The organism is Limnohabitans planktonicus II-D5, assembly GCF_001270065.2.
Taxonomy (GTDB): domain Bacteria; phylum Pseudomonadota; class Gammaproteobacteria; order Burkholderiales; family Burkholderiaceae_C; genus Limnohabitans_A; species Limnohabitans_A planktonicus.
Genome location: NZ_LFYT02000011.1, coordinates 90,275 through 115,128 on the forward strand (window position 1 = coordinate 90,275; position 24,854 = coordinate 115,128).

A 24,854-nucleotide genomic window follows, 5' to 3' on the forward strand; every position below is an offset into this window, starting at 1 on the left:
AAGAAAAAATTTAAGCGCCGTACTTTTTGCGGTACGCCACGTAATACAAAGTCGGGATGACCACCAGCGTCAGGACCGTGGACACAAAGATGCCAAAGATCAGCGAGATGGCCAGGCCGTTGAAGATCGGGTCGTCCAGAATGAAGAAGGCACCGATCATGGCCGCCAGGCCCGTGAGCATGATGGGCTGGGCACGGGTGATGGCCGACTGCACAATGGCCCGCTTGAATTCCATGCCGCTTTGCACCTGCAGGTTGATGAAGTCCACCAGCAAGATCGAGTTGCGCACGATGATGCCGGCCAACGCGATCATGCCGATCATGCTGGTGGCGGTGTATTGCGCGTGCAGCAAGGCGTGGCCTGGCATCACCCCAATAATGGTCAGCGGGATCGGCGCCATGATGATGAGAGGCGTGAGGTACGAGCCAAACTGCGCCACCACCAGTAAATAGATCAGGATCAGACCCACCCCATAGGCTGCGCCCATGTCGCGGAAGGTCTCATACGTGATTTGCGACTCGCCATCCCACTTGATGCTGTAACCACGCCAGGCGTCGTCAGGCTGGTGGATGAAGTACTCTTCAATCCGCTCACCGTCCGGGCCTTTGATCTGGGCCACGTCACTGCGCATTTTGAACAACCCATACAAAGGGCTGTCCACCTTGCCGGCCATGTCGGCGTTGACAAAGTTCACAGGCAGCATGTCTTTGTGGATGACGGGCTGCTCGCGCAGCGTGTCGCTCACGGTGACCAGCTCACGCAGGGCCACCACCTTGCCTGTGGCGCTTTTCACGCCCAGCTGCAGCAAGGCGTCCAGATCGCCATGCAAGTGCTCGGGCAGCTGAATCAAGGCGGGCACCGGGTACTTGCTGCCGTCATGCAAATACGTGACAGACTCGCCCGCCAAACCGGCGCGCAATGTGGTCACGATGGCTTGTTGCGACACGCCCAGCACGGCCGCTTTGCGGCGGTCCACCAGCAGCAGCTTGCGCGGCGCATCGTCAATGGAACTGTCATCGATGTCCACCACACCTTCGGTTTTTTCAAACACGGCGCGCACCGACTTGGCCACTTGGCGACGGCCTTCGGCATCGGGCCCATAAATCTCGGCCACGATGGGCGACATCACGGGCGGGCCCGGTGGCACTTCGACCACTTTGACGTTGGCACCGTGCTTGCGGCCGATCTCTTGCAAGGCCGGACGGACACGCGTGGCAATCACATGGCTCTTGTCGCTGCGCTCGGACTTGCGCACCAGATTCACCTGGAGATCGCCCAGCTCGGAGCCTGCACGCAGGTAGTACTGGCGCACCAAACCGTTGAAGTTGATCGGCGAAGCCGTGCCCACATAAGCTTGGTAATGCGTCACCTCGGGCACGGTGGCCAGGTGGCCGCCCAGCTCGCGCATCACAGCGGCGGTTCTCTCCAAAGGTGTGCCCGCAGACATGTCCACCACCACCTGAAACTCCGATTTATCGTCAAAGGGCAGCATCTTGAGCATGACCAGCCCAGTGACCGGCAGGACCAAGGACAAAGCGATCAAACCCGCAATGCCCAAGCCCAGCAGCTTGCGGTTGCGCCCGCCTGATTGGTTGTCGAGCAAAGGTTTGAAGATTTTTTCAAACAGGGGTTCTAGCTTGGCGCTCAGACCGCTGTGTCCCCCACCCCTTGCATTCTCATCGTGCGCATGGCCAGACGGCTTCATCCACATGCCCGACAACCATGGCGTGATGACAAAGGCAATGGCCAACGACAGCAACATGCCCAAGCTGGCATTGATTGGGATAGGGCTCATGTAAGGGCCCATCAGGCCGCTCACAAAGGCCATGGGCAACAAGGCCGCGATCACGGTGAAGGTGGCCAAGATGGTGGGGCCACCGACTTCGTCCACCGCACCGGGAATGATCTCGCGGATGCTTTTACCCGGATACAGCTGTTGGTGGCGGTGGATGTTTTCCACCACCACGATCGCGTCGTCCACCAAAATGCCGATGGAAAAGATCAGGGCAAACAGCGACACGCGGTTGAGCGTGAAGCCCCAGGCCCAAGAGGCGAATAAAGTCGCCGTCAGCGTCAAGATGACCGCCACGCCGACGATGGCGGCTTCGCGGCGCCCCAGCGCCATGAACACCAGCGCCACCACCGAAGCGGTGGCAAACAGCAGCTTCTGAATCAGTTTTTGCGCCTTGTCGTTGGCGGTTTCACCGTAGTTGCGGGTCTCCACCACCTGCACGTTGTCAGGGATCACCGTGCCTTGCAGCTTCTCAACGCGGCTCTTGACACCATTGGCCACATCGATGGCGTTTTCGCCCGATTTTTTGGTGATGGACAGCGTCACGGCGGCAAACTCTTCGCCGCCATTTTTGTCGTTGTTGCCGTGCCAGACATAACGCTCGGCGGGCATGGGGCCATCTTTCACGCTGGCCACGTCTTTCAAAAAGACGGGCTTGCCCTGAACCACTTGCACGACCAGATCGGCCACGTCGCTGGCTTGCGCCAGGTGTGGACCGGCCTCAATGGCCACGCTCTGGTTGGCACCCAGCAATTCACCCACGGGCAAGCCGAGGTTGGCCGACTGCAAGGCCATGCGCAAGTCGTGCACGGTGACGCCCGATCCGTTCATGCGCTGCGGGTCGATCTGCACCAGCACCGCACGCCGCGGGCCACCAATGGTGACCACATCGCGGGTGCCGGGCACGCGCTTGATGTCGGCCTCGATGCTGTGCGCCACGCGCTCCAGATCAAAAGCGCTCACGTCTGCGTTTTTGCCGTGCAAGGTCAAAGACACGATGGGCACATCGTCGATGCCCTTGGGTTTGATCAAAGGCTCAGGCAGACCCAGGTTGCGTGGCAACCAGTCAGCGTTTTCGCGGATCGTGTCGTGCAACTTGACCAGCGCCTCGGTGCGCGGCACGCCCACCTTGAACTGCACCGTCAGGATGGCCACGCCGGGGCGCGAGACCGAATACACATGCTCGACACCCGCGATCTTGGAGAGCACCTGCTCGGCCGGGATCGCCACCATTTGCTCGACATCGCGCACCGATGCGCCCGGAAAAGGTGCGATCACGTTGGCCATGGTCACGTTGATTTGCGGCTCTTCTTCGCGGGGCGTCACCATCACGGCAAACACACCCAGCAAAAACGCCACCAGCGCCAGCAAAGGCGTGATTTGTGCACGCTGGAAGGCTGCCGCGATGCGGCCCGAAATGCCCATTTTTTGCTCGCTCATGGGGCTGCTTTCGGAAGTTTCTTGCCAAGGCTGGCGGGCTCGGTCACCACCTGCTCACCCGCGTTCACGCCGGTCAACACCTCCACCGTCTGGCCCGAAGTGCGGCCCAAGCGCACCTGGCGCAAACGCGGTTGCCCTTTCGCGTCCATCACGTAAACACCGGTCATCTCGGCGCGGCGCACGATGGCTGTGAGCGGCAAAAACACGCGGCCACCTTGGGCTGCATCCTTGGCCCCGTTCTGGGCCGCAGCGCTGGCCGAGCTGCCAGGCACCCAAACCCGGGCAAACATGCCGGGCACCAAGCCCTCAACGCCCGCAGGCAAAGCCACGCGCAACTGCGCGGTGTGCGTCACCGGGTCTACAGAGGGCAGCAGTTGCACGCTGGCCGCTGCCACGCTGGTGTGGCCCGCGATCTCGTAGCGCACCGCTTTGAGTTGCTGACGCACGCCTTCAATCATCGACTGCGGCACGGCCGCGCTCACGCGCAAAGCCGAGGGGTCGTGCAAAGTCACCAAGGGGCGACCGGGCATGGCCATGTCACCCAAGGTGACGGGCACATCGGACACCACGCCATTGAAGGGGGCACGCACGCTGAAGAAACCCGTCTGGGTTTGGGCCGCGCGGGTTTGGGCTTGCTGAGCCTGCACCTGGGCCTGGGCGGCTTCGAACTGGGCTTGGGCGCGTTCAAGCGCGCCCTGACTGATGTATTGCTTTTCAAACAACTGCCTTTGCCGCGCCAACTCTTGGCTGGCAACGCGCAAGCCCGCCTGCGCGGCTTCGAGCTGGGCGCTGCTGCCCGCCACATTTTGCTGGGCAGCGCTGGCGTCGATGCGCAGCAACTCCTGGCCGACCCGCACCCGGTCACCGGCCTTCACGTTCAAATTGACGATGGCACCAGGTACTTGGGCAGACAAGGTGGCCTGGCGCACCGCCTCGACCACGGCGTCCAGGCTGACCTCTTGAGCTCCTGCCGCACTGGCTTGGGCGGCCACACTTTTGACCGCTGCCACATCTGCATTGGCCCAAACAGGGGCAGTGCCCAAGCCGGTGAGTGTGATGGCCGTAGCCAAAAGAAATCGTCTGTTCATCAAAGCATCTCTATCAAACCGTTATGTTTACGTGTTTAGTTGTTTGCGTATATGCGCAATAATACAATGAATTTCAACAGCCCGTCAAACATTCTCTGATGACTGACGTCCTTACAATGTGATGTGGAGCACCTATGAAAGATTTGTCAGCCAAAGCACTCGATCAGATTGCCGCCTATTTCCAGGCGCTTTCTGAGCCCACACGCCTGAAAATTCTGAACTTGCTGCGCGATGCCGAACACAACGTGGGCGAATTGGCCCAACTGAGTGGCTATTCGGCAGCCAACGTCTCGCGCCACTTGTCTTTCCTGGCGCAACACGGCATCGTCGCCCGAGAAAGCAGGGGCGCGAGCGTGTTCTACAAAGTGAGCGACCCCTCCATCTACGCCCTGTGCGATCTGGTCTGCGCCAACATCGCCCGGCAGTACGAACAATCCTCCAGCGACCGGGCCATGTTCACACCGCTGTGAACCTTTCGACAGCCTGCAAAGTTGTCGATTCGACCGGCTGCGGTTTCAAGCGCCAAACCATGGTCTTTTGCTCAGCACCCCATCTGATGACGACCTGCTGATCCCAATCGCCTGAGACCAGCACTGTCAAAAATCCTCAGGACTTGAGCACCAGCCCATCGGCATCGAGCACCCGGATTTGAATCGGGATGCCCTGCCCCACGCTTTGGGTGACGGTACAAAAAACTTCAAACTGGCCCAGCACACGGTCCAGCTGCTCCAGCTGGGCGGCGCTCACCCCCAGGTGCAAAGTGGCCACCATCTCCAGCACGCGCATGCGGCCCTCGGCATTGCGGCCCACCTGGGCTTGCACCTCGCAGCGCAAAGGCTCGGGGGCTTGCTTGAATTTGCGCCAAGCAAAAAGCAGTGAATCGCTCAGGCAATTGCCCACCGCTGCACACAGCAATTGCACGGGCGATGGGCCCAGACCCGTGCCCAATGGCGCGGGCTCGTCGCTGGTCAGCACAGGCATGCTGTCGTCAAAACGGATGTCGAAGCGGTAATCGTGCTGCTGGGTCAGCGTGACTGAAATCATTTTTTCGCTCATGGCTTGGCCCTGCTTCGGCGGCATTCCTTGCTGCCTTGCATCAAGCCGGGCGGGTCAAACGTGCTCATGGGAATTACCTTCCTGGGATGGCTACAAACTGAATGCAGGCCGTTTGCATTGGGACGCACCGAATGGCCTTATTTGAGTTTCAGTCTATATCTCCAGATCTGGCCGCGACTTGCAATACATCAAGACTTGGGCGCTCCCACCAGGTTTTGCGGCTTGACCATGGGCCAGCCGCGCTTGGCCCACTTGCACATGCCGCCGTTCACGTCAGGGATGTTGGTGAAGCCCTGCTCTTGCGGCGCCTGGGCCAAGGCGCGCGATCGGTTTTGGGTGTTGCCATCGGCTTGCTTGGAGATCTCGGCCACGCGCTGCGCCCCCTGGCTCATGGGCAGCACGGCCACACCTTGCCCCATGCCCGACCAGCAAGGCGTGCCGCCGAACAGACAAGTGATCGACCAACAGTTTGAATGGCGACAAGCGTTCATAGCTTTTGGCTAATGATAGATTAAATAAAACAAAACTTCATTTTGATTTATCAATACTATCATTCACCTCTTGAACGAACCACACAACCATGAACACCCTCCCACACGCCCCACGACCCTGGGCACAATTGCTGGCCCAACACGCTCGCCAACGCCCCCAAGTCTTGCTGGGCTTGGGCATCGCCCTGACGGGCATATTGGTCTTGCTGCTGCAAGGCCAGGTCTGGCTGGCCCAGGCCACGCAACACGAGGTGGTGCGCTGGGCCTTGTGGGGTGGCAGCGCGGGCCTGGCCGCCACCACTCTCGGGGCTTTGCCCGCTGTTTTCCTGAAACGCCTGAAAGCCCAGCACGAAGACGCCATGCTGGGCATGGCGGCGGGCATGATGTTGGCCGCTGCGGCTTTTTCACTGCTGCTGCCCGGCATCGCAGCGGGCACCCAACTGACGGGCCATGCCTTCACAGGCGCAGGCCTGGTGGTACTGGGCATGGGGCTGGGCGTCTTGCTCATGCTGGGGCTGGACGCATTCACGCCCCACGAACACGACAAAACCGGCCCCTGTGGCCCCGGGCATGAGCGCTGCCAGCGCGTGTGGTTGTTCGTGATGGCGGTGGCCATCCACAACCTGCCCGAAGGCATGGCCGTGGGGGTGGGGTTTGCGCAAGGCGACTTGTCGGTGGGCCTGCCATTGGCCACAGCCATCGCCTTGCAAGACATCCCCGAAGGCCTGGCGGTGGCCATGACCTTGCGTGCCATCGGCACCCCAGCATGGAAGGCCGTGGGCATTGCCGCCCTGGGTGGTTTGCTCGAACCCATTGGTGCCCTCATCGGGGTCAGCTTGGTGGGCAACTCGGCGCTGGCTTATCCTGTGGGCTTGGGCTTGGCCGCCGGAGCCATGCTGTTTGTGGTCTCGCACGAAGTGATTCCCGAAACCCACCGCAACGGCCACCAAACCAGCGCCACCCTGGGCCTGATGGCAGGCTTTGCGCTCATGATGGTGCTTGACACCAGCTTGGGTTGACCCTTTTTTTAACCGCAAGGAAACACCATGAAAATCGACATCGGCATCTCTGACTCGCACCGCCAGGCCATCACCGAGGGCTTGAGCCACTTGCTGGCCGACACCTACACGCTGTACATGACCACGCACAACTTCCACTGGAACGTGACGGGCCCCATGTTCAACAGCCTGCACGCCATGTTCATGCTGCAGTACACCGAGCTGTGGAACGCGGTGGACCCGATTGCCGAACGCATCCGTTCGCTGGGCCACCCGGCACCGGGCTCGTATGCCCAGTTTGCCAAACTCAGCTCACTGCCCGACGCACCCGCCCTGCCCCCCAAGGCCCTGCAAATGGTGGCCATCCTGGCGCAGGGCCATGAGGCCGTGGCCCGCACCGCACGCGGTTTGTACGAGGTGGTCGAACAAGCCAAAGACGAGCCCAGCGCCGACTTGCTGACCCAGCGCATCGCCGTGCACGAGCAAACCGCCTGGATGCTGCGCAGCTTGCTGGAAGAGTGAAGCGCACAGGCCGGGGCAGCCAGCACCGGCCAGCGTGCCATGCAGCCGGGCGGTGTTCACACACGCAGCAACACCGATGCACCCCGGCAGCTCAGGGACAAGGTTGGACCGATAGGATGCACCTTCGGGTCGAAACACGACCGCCATGCAAGCCCTGCCGTGAAAAACCCTGCACTTCCTGAACATCCTTCAAACAAGCTGTCGAGGCACATGGTGCGCGAACTGCGCTCCGACCACGCGGGCGAGACGGGCGCGGTCTACATCTACAAAGGCATCACCGCCGTGGCCCTCTGGCGGCAAGACGCTGAGTTGCTGGCCTTTGCCCACCAGCACGGCGACACCGAAGCCGAGCACTTGCGCCTGCTTCAAGCATGGTTGCCCGCTTATCGCCCCAGCCGCTTGCTGCTGCCTTGGCGCATCGCGGGTTGGCTGACCGGGGCGCTGCCTGCGCTGTTTGGCCGCCAGGCCGTTTACGGCACCATCGCCGCTGTCGAAACCTATGTGGACATGCATTACCAGCAACAAATTGAGCACCTGCAGGTGCACGGTGGCCCCGAAGGCCTCTTGCCCTTGTTGCTGCGCTGCCAGGCCGATGAACAGCACCACCGCGACGAAGCCGCCGCCCTGGCTGGCACGCACAAGCCTTGGCTTTTGCGCCTTTGGTGCTCGGTGGTCGGCTCAGGATCGTCATTTGCGGTGGTGCTGGCGCGGCGTATTTGAGTGTCCGGGCCTCCTGAACCTATGGATTCGGCCCTGTGAAGTTTTCAATGCGCAAAGATGTTGTAGGTCGGCGGTCGAAGACCCCGACAGGGGCTTGTGCCCAAACCCATCATGTCGGACTCTGCGAGTGGCGAGCTGCGAGATGACTTTTCTCAAGCATTTCAACCTTCAACGTGCCGGATCAATGGCTTGAAAGAATTTTCTACATGAGCACTTTTCAAAACCCCCAACAGACCTGGAACCAACGCTTTGCCGCTGAGCACTATGTGTTTGGCCAAGCGCCCAACGCCTATTTGCAATCACAAGCGGCGCACCTGTCGCCCGGCAATGCGCTGGCCGTGGCCGATGGCGAGGGCCGCAACGGCGTCTGGCTGGCCCAGCAAGGCCTGCAGGTCGATGCCTTTGATTTTTCGGACAAGGCCATCCGCAAAGCCCAGGCCCTGGCCCAAAGCCGACAAGTGCAGGTCCATTGTGTCTGCAGCGACTGGCAGTCATTTGACTGGCGGCCAGCGCATTACGACAACGTGGTGGGCATCTTTTTCCAGTTCGCCACGCCCGAAGAGCGCGCCCCCCTGTTTGCGTGCATGCTGGACAGCCTCAAGCCCGGTGGCACCCTGATCATCCAGGGCTACACCCCGCGTCAACTGGACTTCAACACCGGCGGCCCCGGCAAACTGGCACACCTGTACGACGAAGCCCTGATGCTGGACGCCTTCAGCGAGCTGGACATCCTGGACCTGCGCACCTATGAGGCCGAGATTGCCGAAGGCACGGGCCACCGGGGCATGTCGGGCTTGCTAGGTCTGACGGCGCGCAAAACGGTTTGAGGGGTGATCCTTCTTGTCGGCTGAAGTCCACCATCCAAGCCTGACACAGCACATCTTGGCAACAAAACATGGACCTGGTCAGTCCTGGGCACACAAAGACCATCGCTAGAATGAATCACCGAGCCCGCCCAGACCAACAGAGGCCCCCATGAACACCCTGCCCGTTGACGACCCTTTGCGCATTGAGCTGCACAACGAGGTCCACGCCCGACCCAGCGCTCGCATCCGCTTGCCGGCCTTCATTATCCTGGTCGGTGTGTTCAACAGCGGCGTCAGCCGCGAGCAGGAATGGGAGCACCTCAAGCGACTGCAGCCCGATTTGTTGTTCGAAGAGATTCAAGGTAACTTTGTTCGCCTGCGCCTGGGCGCATACACCCTCAAGTGGGAGCGGCACACCGAATTCACCCGCTACTCGCTGGTGCAAGCGCTGCCGCAAGGCGTGGACCTGGAGTCCCAAGACACCCATCTGCTGAGCCACTTGGCCTTGCCCGATGGTTGGCTGGCCACCATTCCCGGGCGGACCTTCGCGGCCATTGAACTCATCATGCTGCACGATGATTTGAGCGAGTCTCAACAATCCTTGCGCAAAGCGCAGCAATGGTTTGGCGAGGACACGGTGGTGGCCTCGCGCATGGGCAACCCCGCGCACTCCCTGGTGGTGACCGACTTCCATTTGCGCCCCAGCGGCTTTGAGCGCATCTTGGTGCTGGCCCCCGAATCCACCAGCGACACACGGGGCGGGCGCATCTCGCAGCGCTTGCTGGAGTTGGAAACCTACCGCCTGATGGCCCTGCGCGGTTTGCCTGTGGCCAAAGCCGTGGGCGCGCAACTGGGTCTGGCCGATCGCGAACTGGCCGACATCACGGCCGCCTTGCAAAACAAGGCCGCACAAGACCAGACCATGCTTGACCGCCTGATCGGTCTGGCCGCCTCGGTCGAACTCATCACCGCCGAACACGCCTTTCGCTTTGCCGCCACCGCCGCCTACGACAAGCTGGTGCGCGAGCGCATCACCGAGCTGCGCGAGTCGCCCATCAGCGGCACCCAAACCATTGGTGAGTTCATGCAGCGGCGCTTGTCGCCCGCCATGGCGACAGTGGCCGCAACGGCGAAACGCCTGTCCGACCTGTCCGAGCGCATCAGCCGCACCAGCGCCTTGCTTCGCACGCGCGTGGACATCGCGACCGAAGAACAAAACAGCCAGTTGCTGGCCAAGCTCACCAAAGGCCAAGAGCTGCAGCTGCGCCTGCAAACCACGGTGGAAGGCCTGTCGATCGCGGCCATCTCGTACTACGTCATCAGCCTCTTGCTCTACCTGGGCAAAGCCGCCAAAGCCGCCGGCCTGCCCATCCACCCCGAGATGGCGGCAGGCGCTTTCGTGCCCCTGGTGCTGTGGGTGGTGTGGCGCACCAACAAGCGCATCCACGACAAGCTGCGCAGAGAGAACTGAGCCCGGGCGAATCAGCCACGTGACCTCGTCTTGCGGGGGCTCATGCTGATTCGATCAGTTCGACAAGCCCAGGCTTTGACAGCCCTGCAGGCTTCACAACGCGTTCAGCGGGATCAGACCAAAGGCGCCAGCGCGGGCAGCAGGCCAAAGACCATTTCGTAGGCGATGTTCATCGCCAGCCAGATTTCATACATGTGCGTTCCCTGATGGCTGCAAGTGTTTCGGCATTAGGCACCTTGAGTTCAAGTGGAAATGAGCACCATGTCGCGGATGCCGCAGTTGCGGCAGTCCGAGGTGCCTTTCCAGGCCGAGTCAATCTGGATGGGAATCATGTTTTGAATCTGGGATGCGGACCGTGCCGCCAGCTGACGCAGGATTCGCGTTTAAAGCGCCTTTAAAGCGCCTTTTGCCCCTGCGCCATGCGCTCTTCCAGGTAGGGGCCATAGAAGTCTGGCAGATACGCCCCTTCCATGCGCTCGGCCACTTCTTTGCCGCCCGGGCCAAAAAACAGCAGCGTGGGCGTGATGGAGACTTTCCACAGGCGTGTGAGCTGGTCGTGGGTGGTGAGCTTGCCCGCAAAGTCGAGCAGGGGTTGGTTGTTGCGCATGTCCACCTGCACGATGACGGTGCCTGCACGCTGCATGGGCGAGAGGTGGCTTTGCCGGGCCTGGCGGCAAAACACGCACCCGTCCAGGCTGACCATGACGATCAGGGGCTGCTTGTTTTTGAGGGCCTGGGCCAGTTCGTCGGGCAGCGATTGCGCAGCAGGCAAAGTGGCTGCCGCAGCCTTGGGTGCCGCCACTTGGGCCATTGCAGGCAGCGCAGCCCATGACGCGCAGCCCCACAAAAGCCAGTCGCGGCGACGCAGGGCAAACAATGGAAATGAGCTGGGATGGGAGGCCATGACTTGCGAACCGTGGACAATAGCGGGTTTTGCGTTGCGATGAATCGAACTGTACACGCAATGCACTTTTATATAAGAAACCAGTGAATTATTGGAGTCATCCGTGAATCTCGCAAGCCTGCTCGAAACCTGGGGCGATTCAAATGTGCTGGCCATGACCGGCGCATTGGTCGGTTTTATCTTTGGCCTGGCCGCTCAGCGCACCCGTTTTTGCGCCCGTGCCGCTGTGGTGGAGTGTTGCGAAGGCCGCGCTGGCGACCGCTTCAGCGTGTGGTGGCTGGCGTTTGGCGCTTGCTTGGTTGGCGTGCAGGCTCTGGTGTTGATGGGCTGGCTCAAGCCTTCGGCCTCGCGCTACATCGGCCCGGTAGGAAGCATTTCCGGGGCGGTGCTGGGCGGCTTGTTGTTTGGAGCCGGCATGATCTTGACGCGGGGTTGCGCCAGCCGTTTGCTGATTTTGTCGGCCAATGGCAATTTGCGCGCCCTGCTTTCGGGTTTGGTGTTTGCGGTCACGGTGCAAGCGAGCATCGCCGGTTGGCTGGCGCCTGCCCGTCAAGCCATGAGCAATTGGTGGCCCATTGACGGTGGCCCTTCACGGGATTTGTTGCACATGTCGGGCTTAGGGCCTCATGGAGGTATGGGTCTGGCTGTGCTGGCCATGGCGCTTGGTTTGTATTTTTTCTTCAAAACCCACCAGCGCCGTTGGGGCCTGGCGCTGGGAGCGATCGCGGTTGGTTTGAGCATTGCTTTGGGCTGGGGCCTGACACAGGCCATCGCTTCGCAGTCGTTTGAGGCCGTGCAGATCCAGGGCCTGAGTTTCAGCAGTGCCTCGGCAGAGTTGCTGATGCGGGCCCTGTCCAGCAGCACATCGCCCAGCTGGGGCTTTGATGCAGGCTTGATACCCGCCACTTTTGCAGGTTCCTTGCTCGGCGCTTTGGTGGGCGGTGATTTCAAGTTCGAGGGCTTCAAAACCGAAAACAAACTGGGCCACTACCTCACGGGTGCAGTGCTCATGGGTTTTGGGGCCGTGCTGGCTGGTGGCTGCACCGTGGGTGCGGGCATGACCGGGGGGTCGATCTTCTCGCTGACTGCCTGGCTGACCCTGATCGCCATTTGGCTGGGCGCAGGCTTGTCCTGGCGCATCCACCGCAGCATGGGCTGGCAAATCTGAGCGTTTGCGCACACGCTGCTCTGAAAAAAAAACGCCGCAGTCTGTGAGACTGCGGCGTTTTTTTCATGCGCGTGGCTTGAAGCCACGCCTGTGGGACTTCAAGCCAGTGTGTCGGCCCAGATGTTTTGCGCCCAAGCCAAGGCATAAACCCCTTCGAGTTCATTGGCAGCGCTGGACACGCCACCCGAGCCGGGCACGGTCAGCATGGTTTTCTTTTCAGCGTCGTAGCGGTGCACGCTGGCCACATGCACCACGTCTTTGCTGCTGACGAAGCTGTAGCAGGTGTTGTTGTAAATGGGCATGGGGTTGACTTCTTTGCCCATCAACAAGGCGATGACCGCTGCCGCACAGGTCTTGCCGTGCTGGTTGGCCATGTGTCCCGACTTGGGCATGGCTGGCGCGATCTGGATCGAGTCGCCCAGAACGTGGACGTTTTTGGCGGCTTTGGATTCGAAGGTGAGGAAGTCCACTTCGCACCAGCGCTTGTTGGCCGTGGCCAAACCCGCGTTGACAGCGATGTCACCGGCTCGCATGTTGGGGATCACGTTGAGCACGCTGGCCTTGATGTCGTCGTTGAACTCGAACTTCAAGGTGTTGGTGGCCGCATCGACGTCGGTCACGTTGTGTTTGCCGCGGTATTCAACCATGCCTTTGTAACGCTCGGCCCAGGCTTTTTTGAACAAGGGGCCTTTGGACGTGACGTCTTCGTTGGCGTCCAGAATCAAGACCTTGCTCTTGGGCTTGGCCTTGCTGAAGTAGTCGGCCACCTGGCAGGCGCGCTCGTAAGGGCCCGGGGGGCAGCGGTAGGGGGCCAGCGGGATGGACATGGCGAACACGCCGCCGTCGGGCATGGCTTCGAGTTGCTTGCGCAGGGTGACGGTTTGGGTGCCCGCTTTCCAGGCGTGCATGACTTTGTCTTTGGCACCGTCCTTGTTCATGCCGGGCAGGCTTTCCCACATGAAGTCCACGCCGGGCGAGACGATCAGGCGGTCATAGGCCAACTCGGTGCCACCTGCCAGCTTGACGATACGCTTGTCAGCGTCGATGGTGTTGACGCGGTCCTTGATGATCTTGACGCCATGGCGCTTGGTCAGGTTGTCATAGGGCGTGGTGATGTCGGCAAGGGTCTTGCTGCCACCGATCACCAGGTTGGAGATGGGGCAGGAAATGAACGCATCGTTGGGCTCGACCAAGGTGACCTGGATCTTGTGCTCAGACCACATGCGCAGGTATTTGGCGGCCGTGGCACCGGCGTAGCCCCCGCCAATGACCACCACCTTGGGGCCGCTGCCACCGCTGATGGAGGCACAACCCGAAACCAAACCCATGGCACCCAAAGCGGAGCCAGTCTGCAAAAAATGACGACGTTGCATGGCAGTTTTCCTTAGTTCTTCTGGGCGGCAAAGTAGCCAGCGATGGCGGCAATCTGCTCGTCGGAATAGCCCTTGGCGAGCTGGTGCATGATGGTGGCCGCAGGCACGCGACCGGCTTTGAAGTCCAGCATTTTTTGCACCGTGACCTCTTTGGGCACACCGGCCAAAGAAATCATGCCCGGCTGAGCACGGCCATCGGTGCCGTGGCAGGCCGCACACGATGCAGCCCAGCTGCGCACATGCAGCGGATCGACCTGGGCTTGGGCCAGGCCGGACAGGGCGACCAAGGCGGCCGCTGTCAAAGCGTGTTGAATCTTCATGGGTTTTCCTCGAAAAAAATCAGACGGGACGCTGGAAAGTCTCAATGCCCATCAGGGGCGCAGATAAACAAATTTTTCATTGGCTTGCAGCTTGGCCACTTCGGCCACACCGGAGGGCACGACTTTGGCTTCCATCAGCAATTTGTCAGCCGATATTTTGCGCGACACCAACGTGTTGTTGCACACACGAAACTCCACGCCTTTGCCCACCAGATCACTGACGCTGCCAGAAAATGGCTGGCCCATCTGGTTGGTGGCACCGTCGAGCAAAAAATCGATACCCAAACCATGGGTGACGACCACGATCTTGACAGTCGGATCAGCGGCCAAGTGGTTGCGGATGTTACCAATGGCACGCGAAGCCTGGGGTATGCCTTCGCTCAGGTGATAAACCACTTTGATTTCGGCCCAGGACAGGGCACATGCCAGCAAACCAGTAATCAGCAACAGATGACGTTTCATTCGTGACTCCTTATGGATGAATATTAGCCGGATCACAGTCCGAGGCATGCCCGTGAAAACCCGGCTCGAAACTGACGCCGTTCTTTCAATCGGCTTCGCTGGCGATCTGCACACACACTGCACGGCACAGCGTAACGACCTTGTCGTTGATGATGCGGTAATAGATTTGAACACCCTCGCGGCGCTTGCCCAACACCCCCGATTGGTACAGCGTGTTCAGGTGCTGCGACATATTGGGCTGAGTGGTGTCGATCTCGGCGAGCAACTCGCCCACGTTTTTCTCGCCGTTGCACAGGGCGCTGATGATGCGCAGACGCATGGGGGCCGACATGACGCGAAACACCTCGGCAGCTTTTTCAAAAACCTCTTCCGATTCGGTCAGGGCGTTGTTGTTTGTCAATGGGGTCTTGGCCATGGCTATGTTTTCAATCTCGGCGTGCAAAGGGCTGAACGACTTGTGTTTTGAGTATTTTGTCTATTTTCGCCCCAATTGGCGGCATCCATTTGCACTTTGCGGGTGAACAGACCCAATACAGCACAACGATGACCATGACCGCCTACAGGCCGGAGCATCGTGACTCAGGCATTGATTCGTCTGGGGTGCTCCGGTTTCTGAAAATTGTGAGCTTGCCAGCGCCGGGCTCATTTTTGCCCATTTTCCAATCTATAATTCGCGGCTTCGTGTGGGACCATAGCTCAGTTGGTAGAGCAGCGGACTTTTAATCCGTTTGTCGTGGGTTCGACCCCCGCTGGTCCCACCAAAAAAATTAAAAAACCACTGTGTGCCTGTGCACCCAGTGGTTTTTTTTCGGGGTAGCAATGTCCCTGCTCACGCTGTAGCCTCATGCGGGTGATCCAAGCGTGGGCCGACTGGCCCGGCGGGTAGCTTGTCTGACTTTCACCTCTTCACCTCGTGCCACGCGGTTTGAACGAGTGCATCACGCCATTTGCGCAGGGGTATTCCGGAGTGCTCATGAACATCCACAAGCGCATCCAGAATGCCGCACTGCATCCCAAAATCATGCCTGCTGCGCAAGCTGCCAGCCTGATCCCGCTCGGTGCCAATGTGGGCATGAGCGGATTCACTGGCGCGGGCTACCCCAAAGCCGTGCCGCAAGCCCTGGCCGCCCGGTTGTCTGCCCTGCACGCAGCGGGGCAAACCCATGCCAGCATCAACTTGTGGACCGGCGCCTCCACCGCGCCCGAGCTGGACGGTGTGCTGGCAAAGGCGCATGGCATCCAGATGCGGCTGCCCTACCAGTCAGACCCCAGCTGCCGCCAGCAGATCAACGCCGGGCAAATGCGTTACACCGACATGCACCTGTCACATGTAGCGCCCATGGCGCGTGCAGGCTTTCTGGGCACGCTTGATGTGGCCGTGGTGGAAGTGGTCGGCATCTTGCCCGATGGGCGCATGATGGCCTCCACCTCGGTCGGCAACAACCAAACCTGGCTGGACCTGGCGCAGCACATCATTCTGGAAGTCAACTTGCACCAGAATCCGGCACTCGAAGGCATGCACGACATGGCGCACAACATGCCCATGCCACCACACGGCCAGCCGATTGCCCTGACCCACCCCAGTGAGCGCATCGGCACGCCCTATCTGCAGGCCGACCTGTCCAAGGTGATGGCTGTGGTCATCACCGATCACCCTGACCGCAACTCGGCCTTTGATGCCCCCAATGAGGTGTCGGCCCAAATCGCCGGGCACTTGATTGACTTTCTCCAAGACGAAGTCCAAGCAGGTCGCCTGCCACCATCGCTGCTGCCGCTGCAATCGGGCGTGGGCAACACCGCCAACGCAGTGCTGGCTGGGCTCAACCAAGGTCCTTTTGACCAGATGACCGCCTACACCGAAGTGCTGCAAGACGGCATGCTTGACATGCTGCGCTCGGGCAAGCTGAGCTGTGCATCGGCCACGGCCTTGTCGCTCAGCCCGACGGCCTTGGCCGAGTTCAACGCCAACATCGACTTTTACCGCCAGCGCATCGTGCTGCGCCCGGAAGAGATCAGCAACCACCCCGAGCTGATCCGCCGCCTGGGCGTGATCGCCATGAACACCATGATCGAAGCCGACATCTACGGCAACGTCAACTCCACCCACATCATGGGCTCGGCCATCATGAACGGCATTGGCGGCTCGGGCGACTTTGCGCGCAACGCTCGCCTGTCGATTTTCATGAGCCCCTCGGTGGCCAAGGGCGGCAAGATTTCCAGCATCGTGCCCATGGTCTCGCACCACGACCACACCGAGCACGATGTGCACATCATCGTGACCGAACAAGGCCTGGCCGACCTGCGCGGCCTGGCCCCCACCCAACGCGCCCGCTTGATTGTGGAGCGCTGCGCCCATCCATCTTTTCGCCCCCAACTGCTGGACTACATGGACCGCGCCCAGCGCAGCGGTGCAGGCCTGCACACACCCCACCTGCTGGACGAAGCGCTGAGCTGGCACAGCCGGTATCTGAAGACTGGGCAGATGTGAAGGTGATCGCTGCTGGCCCCTCCAACTGGTCATGTCGGGGCTGAAGCCACCGACCTACAAGAGATGCCACCCATCATCGCTGCAAAACCTCTCGCAGGTCGGTGGTCGAAGACCCCGACAAATGCTTGATCCACTCGCTGCGCCTGCTTGGGCATTCATGGTCAATCGGACAAACGTCGGACTCTTCGAGTACCGACCTACGGGATGTGTCTGCGTAGGCCGGCGGCTTCAGCCTCGACGGCGCGGTGACAGTGCACGACTTACCGCCAGAGATAGCCTCAGGTCGATGTCCAATTGCTGGCAGCAAGCCCTGTGGCCAAATCTGTATTCACGACGACAAAGCGGCTTCAAGCTGTGCCTTGTTCATCTTCGATCGCCCCTTCAGTCCACGCTGGCGGGCCTCATTGCGAAGCTGAAGCAATGTTCGCCCACCCGGGCCTTTGTGGGAGCGCATGCCGCCACGTTGCCCAGAAGACATGTCATTGAGAGAAGACGCACTGGCAGTCTCGGATTCACCGTGGCGTGCGCGCTCTTTGTTGACCACCCGCGCTGCGATCTCTTGGGCCAGAGGTTCGGGCTTGCCCGATTCAAGCAGGCTGTCCTTGATGTGTTCGTATTGACGTTCGCGTTTGGCGCTCCAGGTTTTTTTGGGCATGACAACTCCTTGGGTGTTGGCTTGGTTGAGAAAAGCAAATGAATACAGGGGGTGTTTGATGGCACAAGTCATGCGCTGCAATCCATTGGTCTTGCGCCTGAAGTCATAAAAATCACCTCGGCACAGCCGTCATCTGAAGAGGAACCTGAACCAAATAGACGCCAGCTCGGGCATCGCGTCGATTCTGTAAAAGCGCATGCACGGGCAGGCGCAGCAGCTTTCGCTCTCCGGGCTCCAATTTCACAACCACTTGCAAAGCTTGACCCCCATTGGAGCCATCACCCCAAAGTTGAGCCCATTGCGCATCCAGAAAAAAATCGACGAGCAAAGCATCTTGACCGGACTGAAGAAGCGCCGTGTGAGACCCCATGCGCGAAAAGGTCACAGAAATCTCCACCGAACGAACGTCTTGCGACAGGTTTTGACATGTCACGGTCACCTCGCCTTCACCTTGCACCCAAAGTGGTCTGTATCGGGTCAGTGTGCCAAAGTCCAGGCGTGTGGATTGAATATTGCATTCCACCGACGCCAGGTCAGCGGGTGACGCATGAACACCGTCAGGGCAGGTCAAGCCCATGCCTGCCAACAAGGCCAGCGCAAGCCCCAAATCGCGCGCATGTTTTGGCCAGTTCGTTGGCTGATGTGCACAGTGCGTCAGGTCAAGCATGTTCATGGCGCTTCTCGCAGGTCGCAGATGAAAGGCCCCAGGCGCGGCTGTGGATCGGTGGTGAGGGGGCTATCAATGGCTAGACGGCATATTTTTTGTTTCACGCGCACCTCCACCTCTGTTTTGGCAGGCAAGTTTTGCAGGTAGGCCTCACCGCGCAGACCCACTGATGCCGTCTCGCCACTGGAAAGCACATGGACTCTCGCACCAATGGGTAAAGATTGACCGTCTGGCGACGCCAACACGAGCACCGCAGGTCGTTCACGCACAATTGAAAAATCCACCAACACCCCACCGCGCCCTCTGGGCACGGCCGTGATTTCATTGCTGGCGACGCGGTATTGCATCGGCACTTCTTCAGGCTTGATGGCCAGCAGATTCTTTTGATACGGGTTCAATGTCGTCACCAACGCCATGCCCTTCGAGTCGCTCACGGCCACAGGCAAGTTCCATCGGTAGATGGGGATATCGGGTGCATCGCCAGTGGACACCAGTGCAAAGCCACCATGAATGGGTGGACCATAAAACCGATGCCCTGCAAGCAGTCCCAAGCTGCCTGCAGTGCGCGCCCGCCAGGATGCGCCATTCGGGGAACTCACCCAGTCCAATCCGTGTTCACCCCCATCCGAACGCATGTCAATGCCCGCAAAAAATCGGGATCTTTCTGAGGTGGTCACGGCGTTATTCAATTCGATGCCGCCGCGCCAGGCCACGCCTTTGTCTGTCACACCGGGAGTGGCGTAATCGGTACGGATCGCTGAGCCCCGACCCTGCTTGTTCATGCTGGTGCTCAAGAACGCGCCACGCTCCAAAGGGATATTCAGCATGAACTGGAGCAGCGTGCCATCCAGGCTGCGCACAGCACTCAGCGAAACGTTCGTCACGCCAAAGCTTTTGGTCCAGCCCACGCTGCTGATGGAACGCGACTTGCCTGACCAGTCTGCAAGACGACCCCAGCTGATGCTCACGCTACCCAGCTCTGAGCCCAGGGCGCGCGCTGCGAAAAAGCGCATGTCGTCTCTTGGTCGATTTCGGGCTTTCCAAACATCACCGAGCAGTTCAAAAGCAGAAGATGCATGGCTGTAGCTGGCACCCATGCTCGATCGACTGTCTTGCCATTGAACCGATGCGCCCAGCTTTTGTCCCGCATTGGAGGGCGAGCGACTGAATGCAAGGTTGACATTCCCGATGGCCAGGCCAAACAAGGCCACTGTGGCACCTGCACCGACACTGCTTTGGTGTGTACTGAGCGCAGCACCCGCATCCAGTGTCACCCTGCGCGAGAGGCCCCAACGGTGTGCGCTGGCCAGAAATGGCGTTTCATACCGGTCCAGATCGGGGCGCAACCAACCGGCGGTGTAACTGAAGCCGTGCAAGCCTTGACGGTACAAACTTGGGGTTTGCAGATAAGGCACAACAACGACGCGTTCGTTGTTCAGCGCATCACGGATGAGCACCTTGACCATGCCATTGACCCCCACGGTGGGCAAACCACTGATTTCAAAGGGACCCGGTGCCACCGTGACGGGAGAGCCCACACGCCGGTCATTGAGGAAAAATTCCAGTGTGCTGGGCAAACGTGCAGCGTCAAAGAGCGTAGGCGTTTCCAGCGTAGAGAAGGACGGATTCAGCCGAAAATTGCTCTGCCAAGAGACACCTCCATAACGCACGCTGGGCACACCGGTGCCCGCTTGCAGCACATCGTCGCCCACAGACAGGGTGGTCAGGTTTTCAGGATCATCACGCCAAAAAGTGGTGCCCAGCCGTGTGAACTTTTTCTCAACCACAGGGTTCAAAGTGGCCTGCCGTGACTCAGTGGTCTTCATGGCGGTCGTCAACTGCAGCAAGCCCGCAGAACCGAACAATGACAGCACTTGGGTACTGTTCATGGCCACTGATGCATTGCCACTGCGACTGGCTTGCACGCTGTAGTTGAGCAGCGCCCCCGGCGCTGCGGGCAGGGGCTTTCCCACTTGCGGTGCATTCAGGTTCATACGGGTGAACCCATACCATTCGGGCTCCACCTCCAAAGAGACCAGAAGGCGCTTGGCGTCAACCCTCACGACCATGCCTTCATTGCCGTCAAGGGGAACAAGCGCCATGCCATCTTGCATGATGTGAGGGATCGACTTTGAAAACCCCAAGTTCAAAAAGTCTTGTCGGGCCATGGAAGGTCGCCATTGCGCATCAAAGACCAGCAGTGCAAAACCCGCTTGCGTGACACCATTGACCACCACACCATAAAAACCACTGCTTGTGTTCGTCGCACTCGCTGTGCCCAACATCAAGAAAGAAACGAACACGAGAAAGTGCGGACGTACGCTCTTGCATGCTCTAGCGCAAATGGGGGCGCATTTCAGCATGAGGAACGACCTCGAGCGTCTGAGCGTCACTTTGTTGAACCACGATCCGCCACGAAAGGTGCAACTTGTCATGTGCAACTGGAAAACGCCATTCATGCCATGCATGGGCCAACACGGTGGTTCGTCTTTGGCTGGCCATCTCCGCTTGGACATCAGGTCCGGATTGCTGAGTCAGCCCCACCATGTTCAGTACCGTATGAGTGGATGAAGGATTGTCCACGCGCACAACCAAAGTGCCACCTTCCTCGCGCATTTGCCACACCAAGGGAAGTGGACCTGCGCGGCTCGAAGAAGCCACAAAAACTGGAATCGCGTATCGCATGGCAAATTCAACAATCCCGCGCTCAGCTGAGTTGTCATCGGGTCGGGGCACCTCTGCCAGAAACAATCGATAAGACTGCTCAAGGGGCAAGCGCTGAGGGTTGCGAAACCCCACGCGAATAATCTGTGACTCAGCAGCTGCCAAGGTGAACATGGGCGGGCTGGCAATGAAGTCTTGCGTGGCCTCGTAACGGTCTACCCCATCGACTTGAAGCCAGCGAAAGACACTGATTTGGTACAACACCTCGCGCTGTCGTTCGTTGCGCACCGTGATGATCGCCCGGCCATCTGGCGGCACATGGACGATGACGGGTGAGATCGTTATGGCAGCCTGCGCTGGCAGGCAAACTCCGACAAGCAAGCAAAAAACCAGAAAGCTCAGCTGTTGGGCAAATTGCCGTATTTTGAAAGTTTGGCGTCTCCGAAAATTTATAAACCCGACATCAGAACGCGATGGTGACGACGACCTGGTCACTGTAATTTCCTGCGCGACTATTCTTGGTCTCGGCACCAATGACACGGCCATAAATGTTCATAGATTTCTCGTAGCCATTACCCATGCCATCTGTTAGGAGATTGTTATTGCCCGCACCCGCCGCACTGGCTCCGATCTCTGCTCCGCCGTCCTTGTAGAGAATGTAAGGCAAGCGATTGTTACCCGAAGCCATTTGCCGACGGAACTGGTCACCCGTGCCGCCTGTTGTCGTGGAGTGGCCGCCATTACTCAGGTCCAGCGTGTAGGCCGTTCCTGATGTACAAGTCGACGCCAGCACTGCCGCGGCATTCTTGTCGACTCCTGGCTCGACATTGTCGAATTTCAATCCCATGACCGACAGCTTGCAACTGGCCACAATGGTGGCGCTCACATCCATCGTCGCTGTTTGCGTCGCAGCATGACTGCCCATGGCACAGCACATTCCCAGCAGTGGGAGCAGGTTTCTGAGGTTCCGCTGAATGCAGTTCATGCCCAAGTTTTCCTTTCAAAGATCACATTCACTCACCCACAATATGTTGCGGGTGAGTTGTTTTTTGATGGTACGCCGAACTAATGAGTTGTATTGTGCGAAAGCACACACACAAGGCCGGGAACAGACAGTGGTGAGGGCCAATGTGAACAAGCAATTGGAAACCGTTGGAGGTGGTTCTTGTCTGTTTTTGCAGGCGCTTGCCCCCCTGTTCGCCCTTCTTGACACCCCAAAAAAAAGCCCACGACTTTCGCCTTGCGTCAGATGACCCCGTTGAGGTTCAAAGACATTTGTTGCCAATCAATAGGCCTGATCGACCTTGTTTCTACGCCGGCACCGAGGGGCGACCCCAGTCGGCCAGCAGCAGGGCCTGTGGGTTGAGGTCGCGCTCATGGCGGTGCATGACAAAACGAACCTGCAAAGCTGGGTTCGTCAACGCAAGGTAAGGGGGCCAACGCATCGCCCGCTGCGGCGCAAGCGTCAGCCTTTGGTTTGACGCAAGGTACGGCTGAGCAACATCACGGGGATCAGCCCCACCAGCACCAGGGCCAGCGAGGGTAAGGCGGCTTCGCCCAAGCGCTCGTCGCGAGCCAGCTGGTAGGCCACCACGGCCAGGGTGTCGCTGTTGAAGGGGCGCAGCACCATGGTGGCGGGCAGCTCTTTCATCACGTCCACAAACACCAGCAGCATGGCCGCCAGCGTGGTGCGCTTGAGCAGCGGTGCATGCACCCGGCGCATCAAGCCCCAGCCGGTCACGCCCAGCATGCGGGCCGAGTCGTCCAGACTGGCCGGAATGCGCGCATAGCCGCTTTGCACCGACTGCAAGGCCACTGCGCAAAAGCGCACCAGATAGGCCCAGATCAGGCCCAATGCGGTGGCCGTGATCCAAGCACCTGCCGAAGACGCAGGCCAAGTCTGTTGAATCCACCCCACGGGCAAGAGCAAGCCCACCACCACCACAGCACCGGGAATGGCGTAGCCCAAGCCCACCAGCTGAATGGCCCCTTGGCTGAGGCGGTCGCCCCGGGTGCGCACACTGAATGCCAGTGCCAGCGCCACGCCCACGGCCAGCACCGCAGTGACCACGCCCAGGCGCAAGCTGGTCCAGGCCCACTGGCCAAAACGCTCCCAAGGCATCTCGGTCGTCTCGCCCAGAAAAGCCCGCAGCATGATGAGCACCGGCAGCACAAAGCCCAGCAGCACAGGCAAGCTGCACAACGTCCAAGCCAGCATGCGGCGCATGCCCTTCAGCTGCACCGGCTGCGCCTCGGTCGAGCCTTGGCGGGAGCCGCGCCCTTGGTTGAAGCGCATGCGCTTTTGGGCGCGTTGTTCGAGCTGCAGCAAGACCACCACCACCGCCAAGAGCACCGTGGCCAATTGCGCAGCCGCGATGCGGTTGTCCATGGACAGCCAGGCCTTGTAGATGCCTGCCGTGAAGGTCTGGATGCCAAAGTAGCTGGACACGCCAAAGTCGGCCAGCGTTTCCATGAGCGCCAGCGCCACGCCTGCCGCCACAGCAGGCCGCGCCAGGGGCAAGGCAATTTCGCGGATGCGGCGCGACAAAGGGGCACCCAGCAAGCGGGCCGCTTCCATCAAACCCGAAGCCCGCTCGACCAAGGCGGTGCGGGCGAGCAGATAAACGTAGGGATAAAGCGAGAGCGTGAACACCAGCGCCGCGCCCCAGACGCTGCGCACATCGGGCCACAAACGCCCCTGCAAACCCAGCGCCTCGCGCAATGCCACCTGCAGCGGCCCGCTGAACTGCAAAAAGTCGGTGTAGGCATAGGCCACCACATAGGCCGGCATGGCCAGCGGCAAAAGCAGCAGCCATTCAAAAACGCCGCGCCCAGGGAAATCAAACAGCGTGACCAAGGCCGCCGTGGCCAAACCCAGCACCGTCACGCCCACCGCCACCATCAGGCACAGGCCCAGCGTGGTCAGCGCGTAATCGGGCAGCACGGTGGCGGCCATCTCGCGCAAGATGCTGGCACTCTCGCCACTCCACTGCAGCCACGAGCCGAGCACGGCCAAGACCGGCAAGGCCAAAGCCAACGCCAGCAAGGCAAAGAGCAGTGAAGGGAGGCCCGATAAACGGCGGGCCAAGGTGGTCAACATATCGGCACTATTGTAGAAGGCGCACCACTTGCCATTTTTGGACTTTTAAACTCCAACTCGCTGTGTCATTCAAGGCCTATTGATCCGGGACGCTGAAGTTTGAAACGTGCTGAACACGTCATCTCGTAGGTCGGTACTCGCAGAGTCCGACATGACTGGTTTTGGCACAGGCCCCTGTCGGGGTCTTCGACCGCCGACCTACAACATCTACCGCCATCTCGTAGGTCGGTACTCGCAGAGTCCGACGCTATGGGTTTCGGCCCAGGCCCCTGTCGGAGTCTTCGACCGCCGACATACAAATCACCGCCATCCCGTAGGTCGGTACTCGCAGAGTCCGACGTTATGGGTTTTGGCACAGGCCCCTGTCGGGGTCTTCGACCGCCGACCTACAAATCACCGCCATCTCGCAGGTCCGTACTCGCTGAGCCCGACGTTATGGGTTTCGGCACAGGCCCCTGTCGGAGTCTTCGACCGCCGACCTACAAATCACCGCCATCTCGCAGGTCGGTACTCGCAGAGTCCGACGTTATGGGTTTCGGCCCAGGCCCCTGTCGGGGTCTTCGACCGCCGACCTACAAATCACCGCCATCTCGTAGGTCGGCACTCGCAGAGTCCGACATGATGGGTTTTGGCACAGGCCCTTGTCGGGGCCTTCGACCGCCGACCTGC

23 protein-coding genes and 1 tRNA gene are annotated in these 24,854 nt (G+C 60.0%); 9 read left to right on the forward strand and 15 right to left on the reverse strand.

Going from position 1 to position 24,854, the window contains the following annotated elements:
* Positions 1-10: 10 nt before the first annotated feature.
* Complete coding sequence (locus H663_RS30925; RefSeq protein WP_053172001.1) at positions 11-3,232, reverse strand: efflux RND transporter permease subunit; 3,222 nt, start codon at positions 3,230-3,232, stop codon at positions 11-13.
* Entirely contained in the window at positions 3,229-4,320 is a 1,092-nt protein-coding gene (locus H663_RS30930) for an efflux RND transporter periplasmic adaptor subunit (RefSeq protein ID WP_116695854.1), read from the reverse strand. Before H663_RS30930 ends, H663_RS30925 begins: the two co-directional genes overlap by 4 nt.
* Positions 4,321-4,454: 134 nt before the next feature.
* Between H663_RS30930 and H663_RS30935 the strand changes: the two genes are divergently transcribed.
* On the forward strand, positions 4,455-4,790 hold the full coding sequence (locus H663_RS30935; protein ID WP_053171997.1) for an ArsR/SmtB family transcription factor: 336 nt from the start codon (positions 4,455-4,457) through the stop codon (positions 4,788-4,790).
* 136 nt (positions 4,791-4,926) lie between these two features.
* Here H663_RS30935 and H663_RS30940 read toward each other — a convergent pair whose 3' ends face one another.
* Together H663_RS30940 and H663_RS30945 are read right to left on the reverse strand one after the other, a co-directional pair.
* Positions 4,927-5,376, reverse strand: coding sequence for an OsmC family protein (locus H663_RS30940; protein ID WP_053172184.1), 450 nt, complete (start codon positions 5,374-5,376; stop codon positions 4,927-4,929).
* A 188-nt stretch (positions 5,377-5,564) separates the two neighbouring features.
* Positions 5,565-5,867, reverse strand: a complete 303-nt coding sequence (locus H663_RS30945) for a hypothetical protein (RefSeq protein WP_205872715.1) — start codon at positions 5,865-5,867, stop codon at positions 5,565-5,567.
* Between the two features lie 89 nt (positions 5,868-5,956).
* Here H663_RS30945 and H663_RS30950 point away from each other — a divergent pair, with 89 nt between their 5' ends.
* The 5 genes from H663_RS30950 (at position 5,957) to H663_RS30970 (ending at position 10,384) form a co-directional block, all read left to right on the forward strand.
* The gene (locus H663_RS30950; protein WP_053171994.1) at positions 5,957-6,886 is read left to right on the forward strand and encodes a ZIP family metal transporter; all 930 of its coding nucleotides are present in this window, start codon (positions 5,957-5,959) and stop codon (positions 6,884-6,886) included.
* A 27-nt stretch (positions 6,887-6,913) separates the two neighbouring features.
* Positions 6,914-7,387: a Dps family protein gene (locus H663_RS30955; RefSeq protein WP_053171992.1), complete on the forward strand. Its 474-nt coding sequence runs from the start codon at positions 6,914-6,916 to the stop codon at positions 7,385-7,387.
* 159 nt (positions 7,388-7,546) lie between these two features.
* The gene (locus tag H663_RS30960) at positions 7,547-8,107 is read left to right on the forward strand and encodes a demethoxyubiquinone hydroxylase family protein (protein ID WP_240620490.1); all 561 of its coding nucleotides are present in this window, start codon (positions 7,547-7,549) and stop codon (positions 8,105-8,107) included.
* 206 nt (positions 8,108-8,313) lie between these two features.
* Positions 8,314-8,934, forward strand: coding sequence for a class I SAM-dependent methyltransferase (locus H663_RS30965; protein WP_053171991.1), 621 nt, complete (start codon positions 8,314-8,316; stop codon positions 8,932-8,934).
* Positions 8,935-9,082: 148 nt separating this feature from the next.
* Positions 9,083-10,384 (forward strand): DUF3422 family protein, encoded by a 1,302-nt coding sequence (locus H663_RS30970; RefSeq protein ID WP_053171989.1) that lies wholly within the window; start codon positions 9,083-9,085, stop codon positions 10,382-10,384.
* Positions 10,385-10,778: 394 nt separating this feature from the next.
* Here H663_RS30970 and H663_RS30980 read toward each other — a convergent pair whose 3' ends face one another.
* The gene (locus tag H663_RS30980) at positions 10,779-11,288 is read right to left on the reverse strand and encodes a thioredoxin fold domain-containing protein (protein ID WP_240620491.1); all 510 of its coding nucleotides are present in this window, start codon (positions 11,286-11,288) and stop codon (positions 10,779-10,781) included.
* A 103-nt stretch (positions 11,289-11,391) separates the two neighbouring features.
* On the opposite strand from H663_RS30980, the gene H663_RS30985 reads away from it, so the two are divergent.
* Positions 11,392-12,456: a YeeE/YedE family protein gene (locus H663_RS30985; RefSeq protein WP_240620492.1), complete on the forward strand. Its 1,065-nt coding sequence runs from the start codon at positions 11,392-11,394 to the stop codon at positions 12,454-12,456.
* Positions 12,457-12,554: 98 nt separating this feature from the next.
* Here H663_RS30985 and H663_RS30990 read toward each other — a convergent pair whose 3' ends face one another.
* The 4 genes from H663_RS30990 to H663_RS31005 all read right to left on the reverse strand — a co-directional run bounded on the left by H663_RS30990 (position 12,555) and on the right by H663_RS31005 (position 15,026).
* Positions 12,555-13,829, reverse strand: coding sequence for an FCSD flavin-binding domain-containing protein (locus tag H663_RS30990; protein WP_053171987.1), 1,275 nt, complete (start codon positions 13,827-13,829; stop codon positions 12,555-12,557).
* A gap of 11 nt (positions 13,830-13,840) precedes the next feature.
* Positions 13,841-14,149 carry a c-type cytochrome gene (locus H663_RS30995; RefSeq protein WP_053171985.1) on the reverse strand — a complete coding sequence of 103 codons (309 nt, stop codon included), beginning with the start codon at positions 14,147-14,149 and terminating at the stop codon, positions 13,841-13,843.
* A 51-nt stretch (positions 14,150-14,200) separates the two neighbouring features.
* The gene (locus H663_RS31000) at positions 14,201-14,611 is read right to left on the reverse strand and encodes a DsrE family protein (protein WP_053171983.1); all 411 of its coding nucleotides are present in this window, start codon (positions 14,609-14,611) and stop codon (positions 14,201-14,203) included.
* Between the two features lie 85 nt (positions 14,612-14,696).
* The gene (locus tag H663_RS31005) at positions 14,697-15,026 is read right to left on the reverse strand and encodes an ArsR/SmtB family transcription factor (protein ID WP_053171981.1); all 330 of its coding nucleotides are present in this window, start codon (positions 15,024-15,026) and stop codon (positions 14,697-14,699) included.
* Positions 15,027-15,296: 270 nt separating this feature from the next.
* Between H663_RS31005 and H663_RS31010 the strand changes: the two genes are divergently transcribed.
* Both H663_RS31010 and H663_RS31015 read left to right on the forward strand, forming a co-directional pair.
* Positions 15,297-15,372: transfer RNA gene (locus tag H663_RS31010), tRNA-Lys, on the forward strand.
* A gap of 212 nt (positions 15,373-15,584) precedes the next feature.
* Positions 15,585-17,099, forward strand: a complete 1,515-nt coding sequence (locus tag H663_RS31015) for an acetyl-CoA hydrolase/transferase family protein (protein WP_053171978.1) — start codon at positions 15,585-15,587, stop codon at positions 17,097-17,099.
* A 328-nt stretch (positions 17,100-17,427) separates the two neighbouring features.
* Here H663_RS31015 and H663_RS31020 read toward each other — a convergent pair whose 3' ends face one another.
* The 6 genes from H663_RS31020 to H663_RS31045 all read right to left on the reverse strand — a co-directional run bounded on the left by H663_RS31020 (position 17,428) and on the right by H663_RS31045 (position 24,185).
* Positions 17,428-17,754: a hypothetical protein gene (locus H663_RS31020; protein WP_053172175.1), complete on the reverse strand. Its 327-nt coding sequence runs from the start codon at positions 17,752-17,754 to the stop codon at positions 17,428-17,430.
* Between the two features lie 112 nt (positions 17,755-17,866).
* Positions 17,867-18,427 carry a spore coat protein U domain-containing protein gene (locus H663_RS31025; protein WP_053171976.1) on the reverse strand — a complete coding sequence of 187 codons (561 nt, stop codon included), beginning with the start codon at positions 18,425-18,427 and terminating at the stop codon, positions 17,867-17,869.
* The gene (locus H663_RS31030) at positions 18,424-20,724 is read right to left on the reverse strand and encodes a fimbria/pilus outer membrane usher protein (RefSeq protein ID WP_165803902.1); all 2,301 of its coding nucleotides are present in this window, start codon (positions 20,722-20,724) and stop codon (positions 18,424-18,426) included. The genes H663_RS31025 and H663_RS31030 overlap by 4 nt, the downstream gene beginning before the upstream one ends.
* Before the next feature lie 31 nt (positions 20,725-20,755).
* Positions 20,756-21,631: a fimbrial biogenesis chaperone gene (locus tag H663_RS31035; protein ID WP_083451138.1), complete on the reverse strand. Its 876-nt coding sequence runs from the start codon at positions 21,629-21,631 to the stop codon at positions 20,756-20,758.
* Complete coding sequence (locus H663_RS31040; RefSeq protein ID WP_053171971.1) at positions 21,549-22,070, reverse strand: Csu type fimbrial protein; 522 nt, start codon at positions 22,068-22,070, stop codon at positions 21,549-21,551. The genes H663_RS31035 and H663_RS31040 overlap by 83 nt, the downstream gene beginning before the upstream one ends.
* 480 nt (positions 22,071-22,550) lie before the next feature.
* A complete protein-coding gene (locus tag H663_RS31045) occupies positions 22,551-24,185 on the reverse strand; it encodes an ABC transporter permease (protein WP_053171969.1) in 1,635 nt (544 codons plus the stop codon).
* Positions 24,186-24,854: the final 669 nt, after the last annotated feature.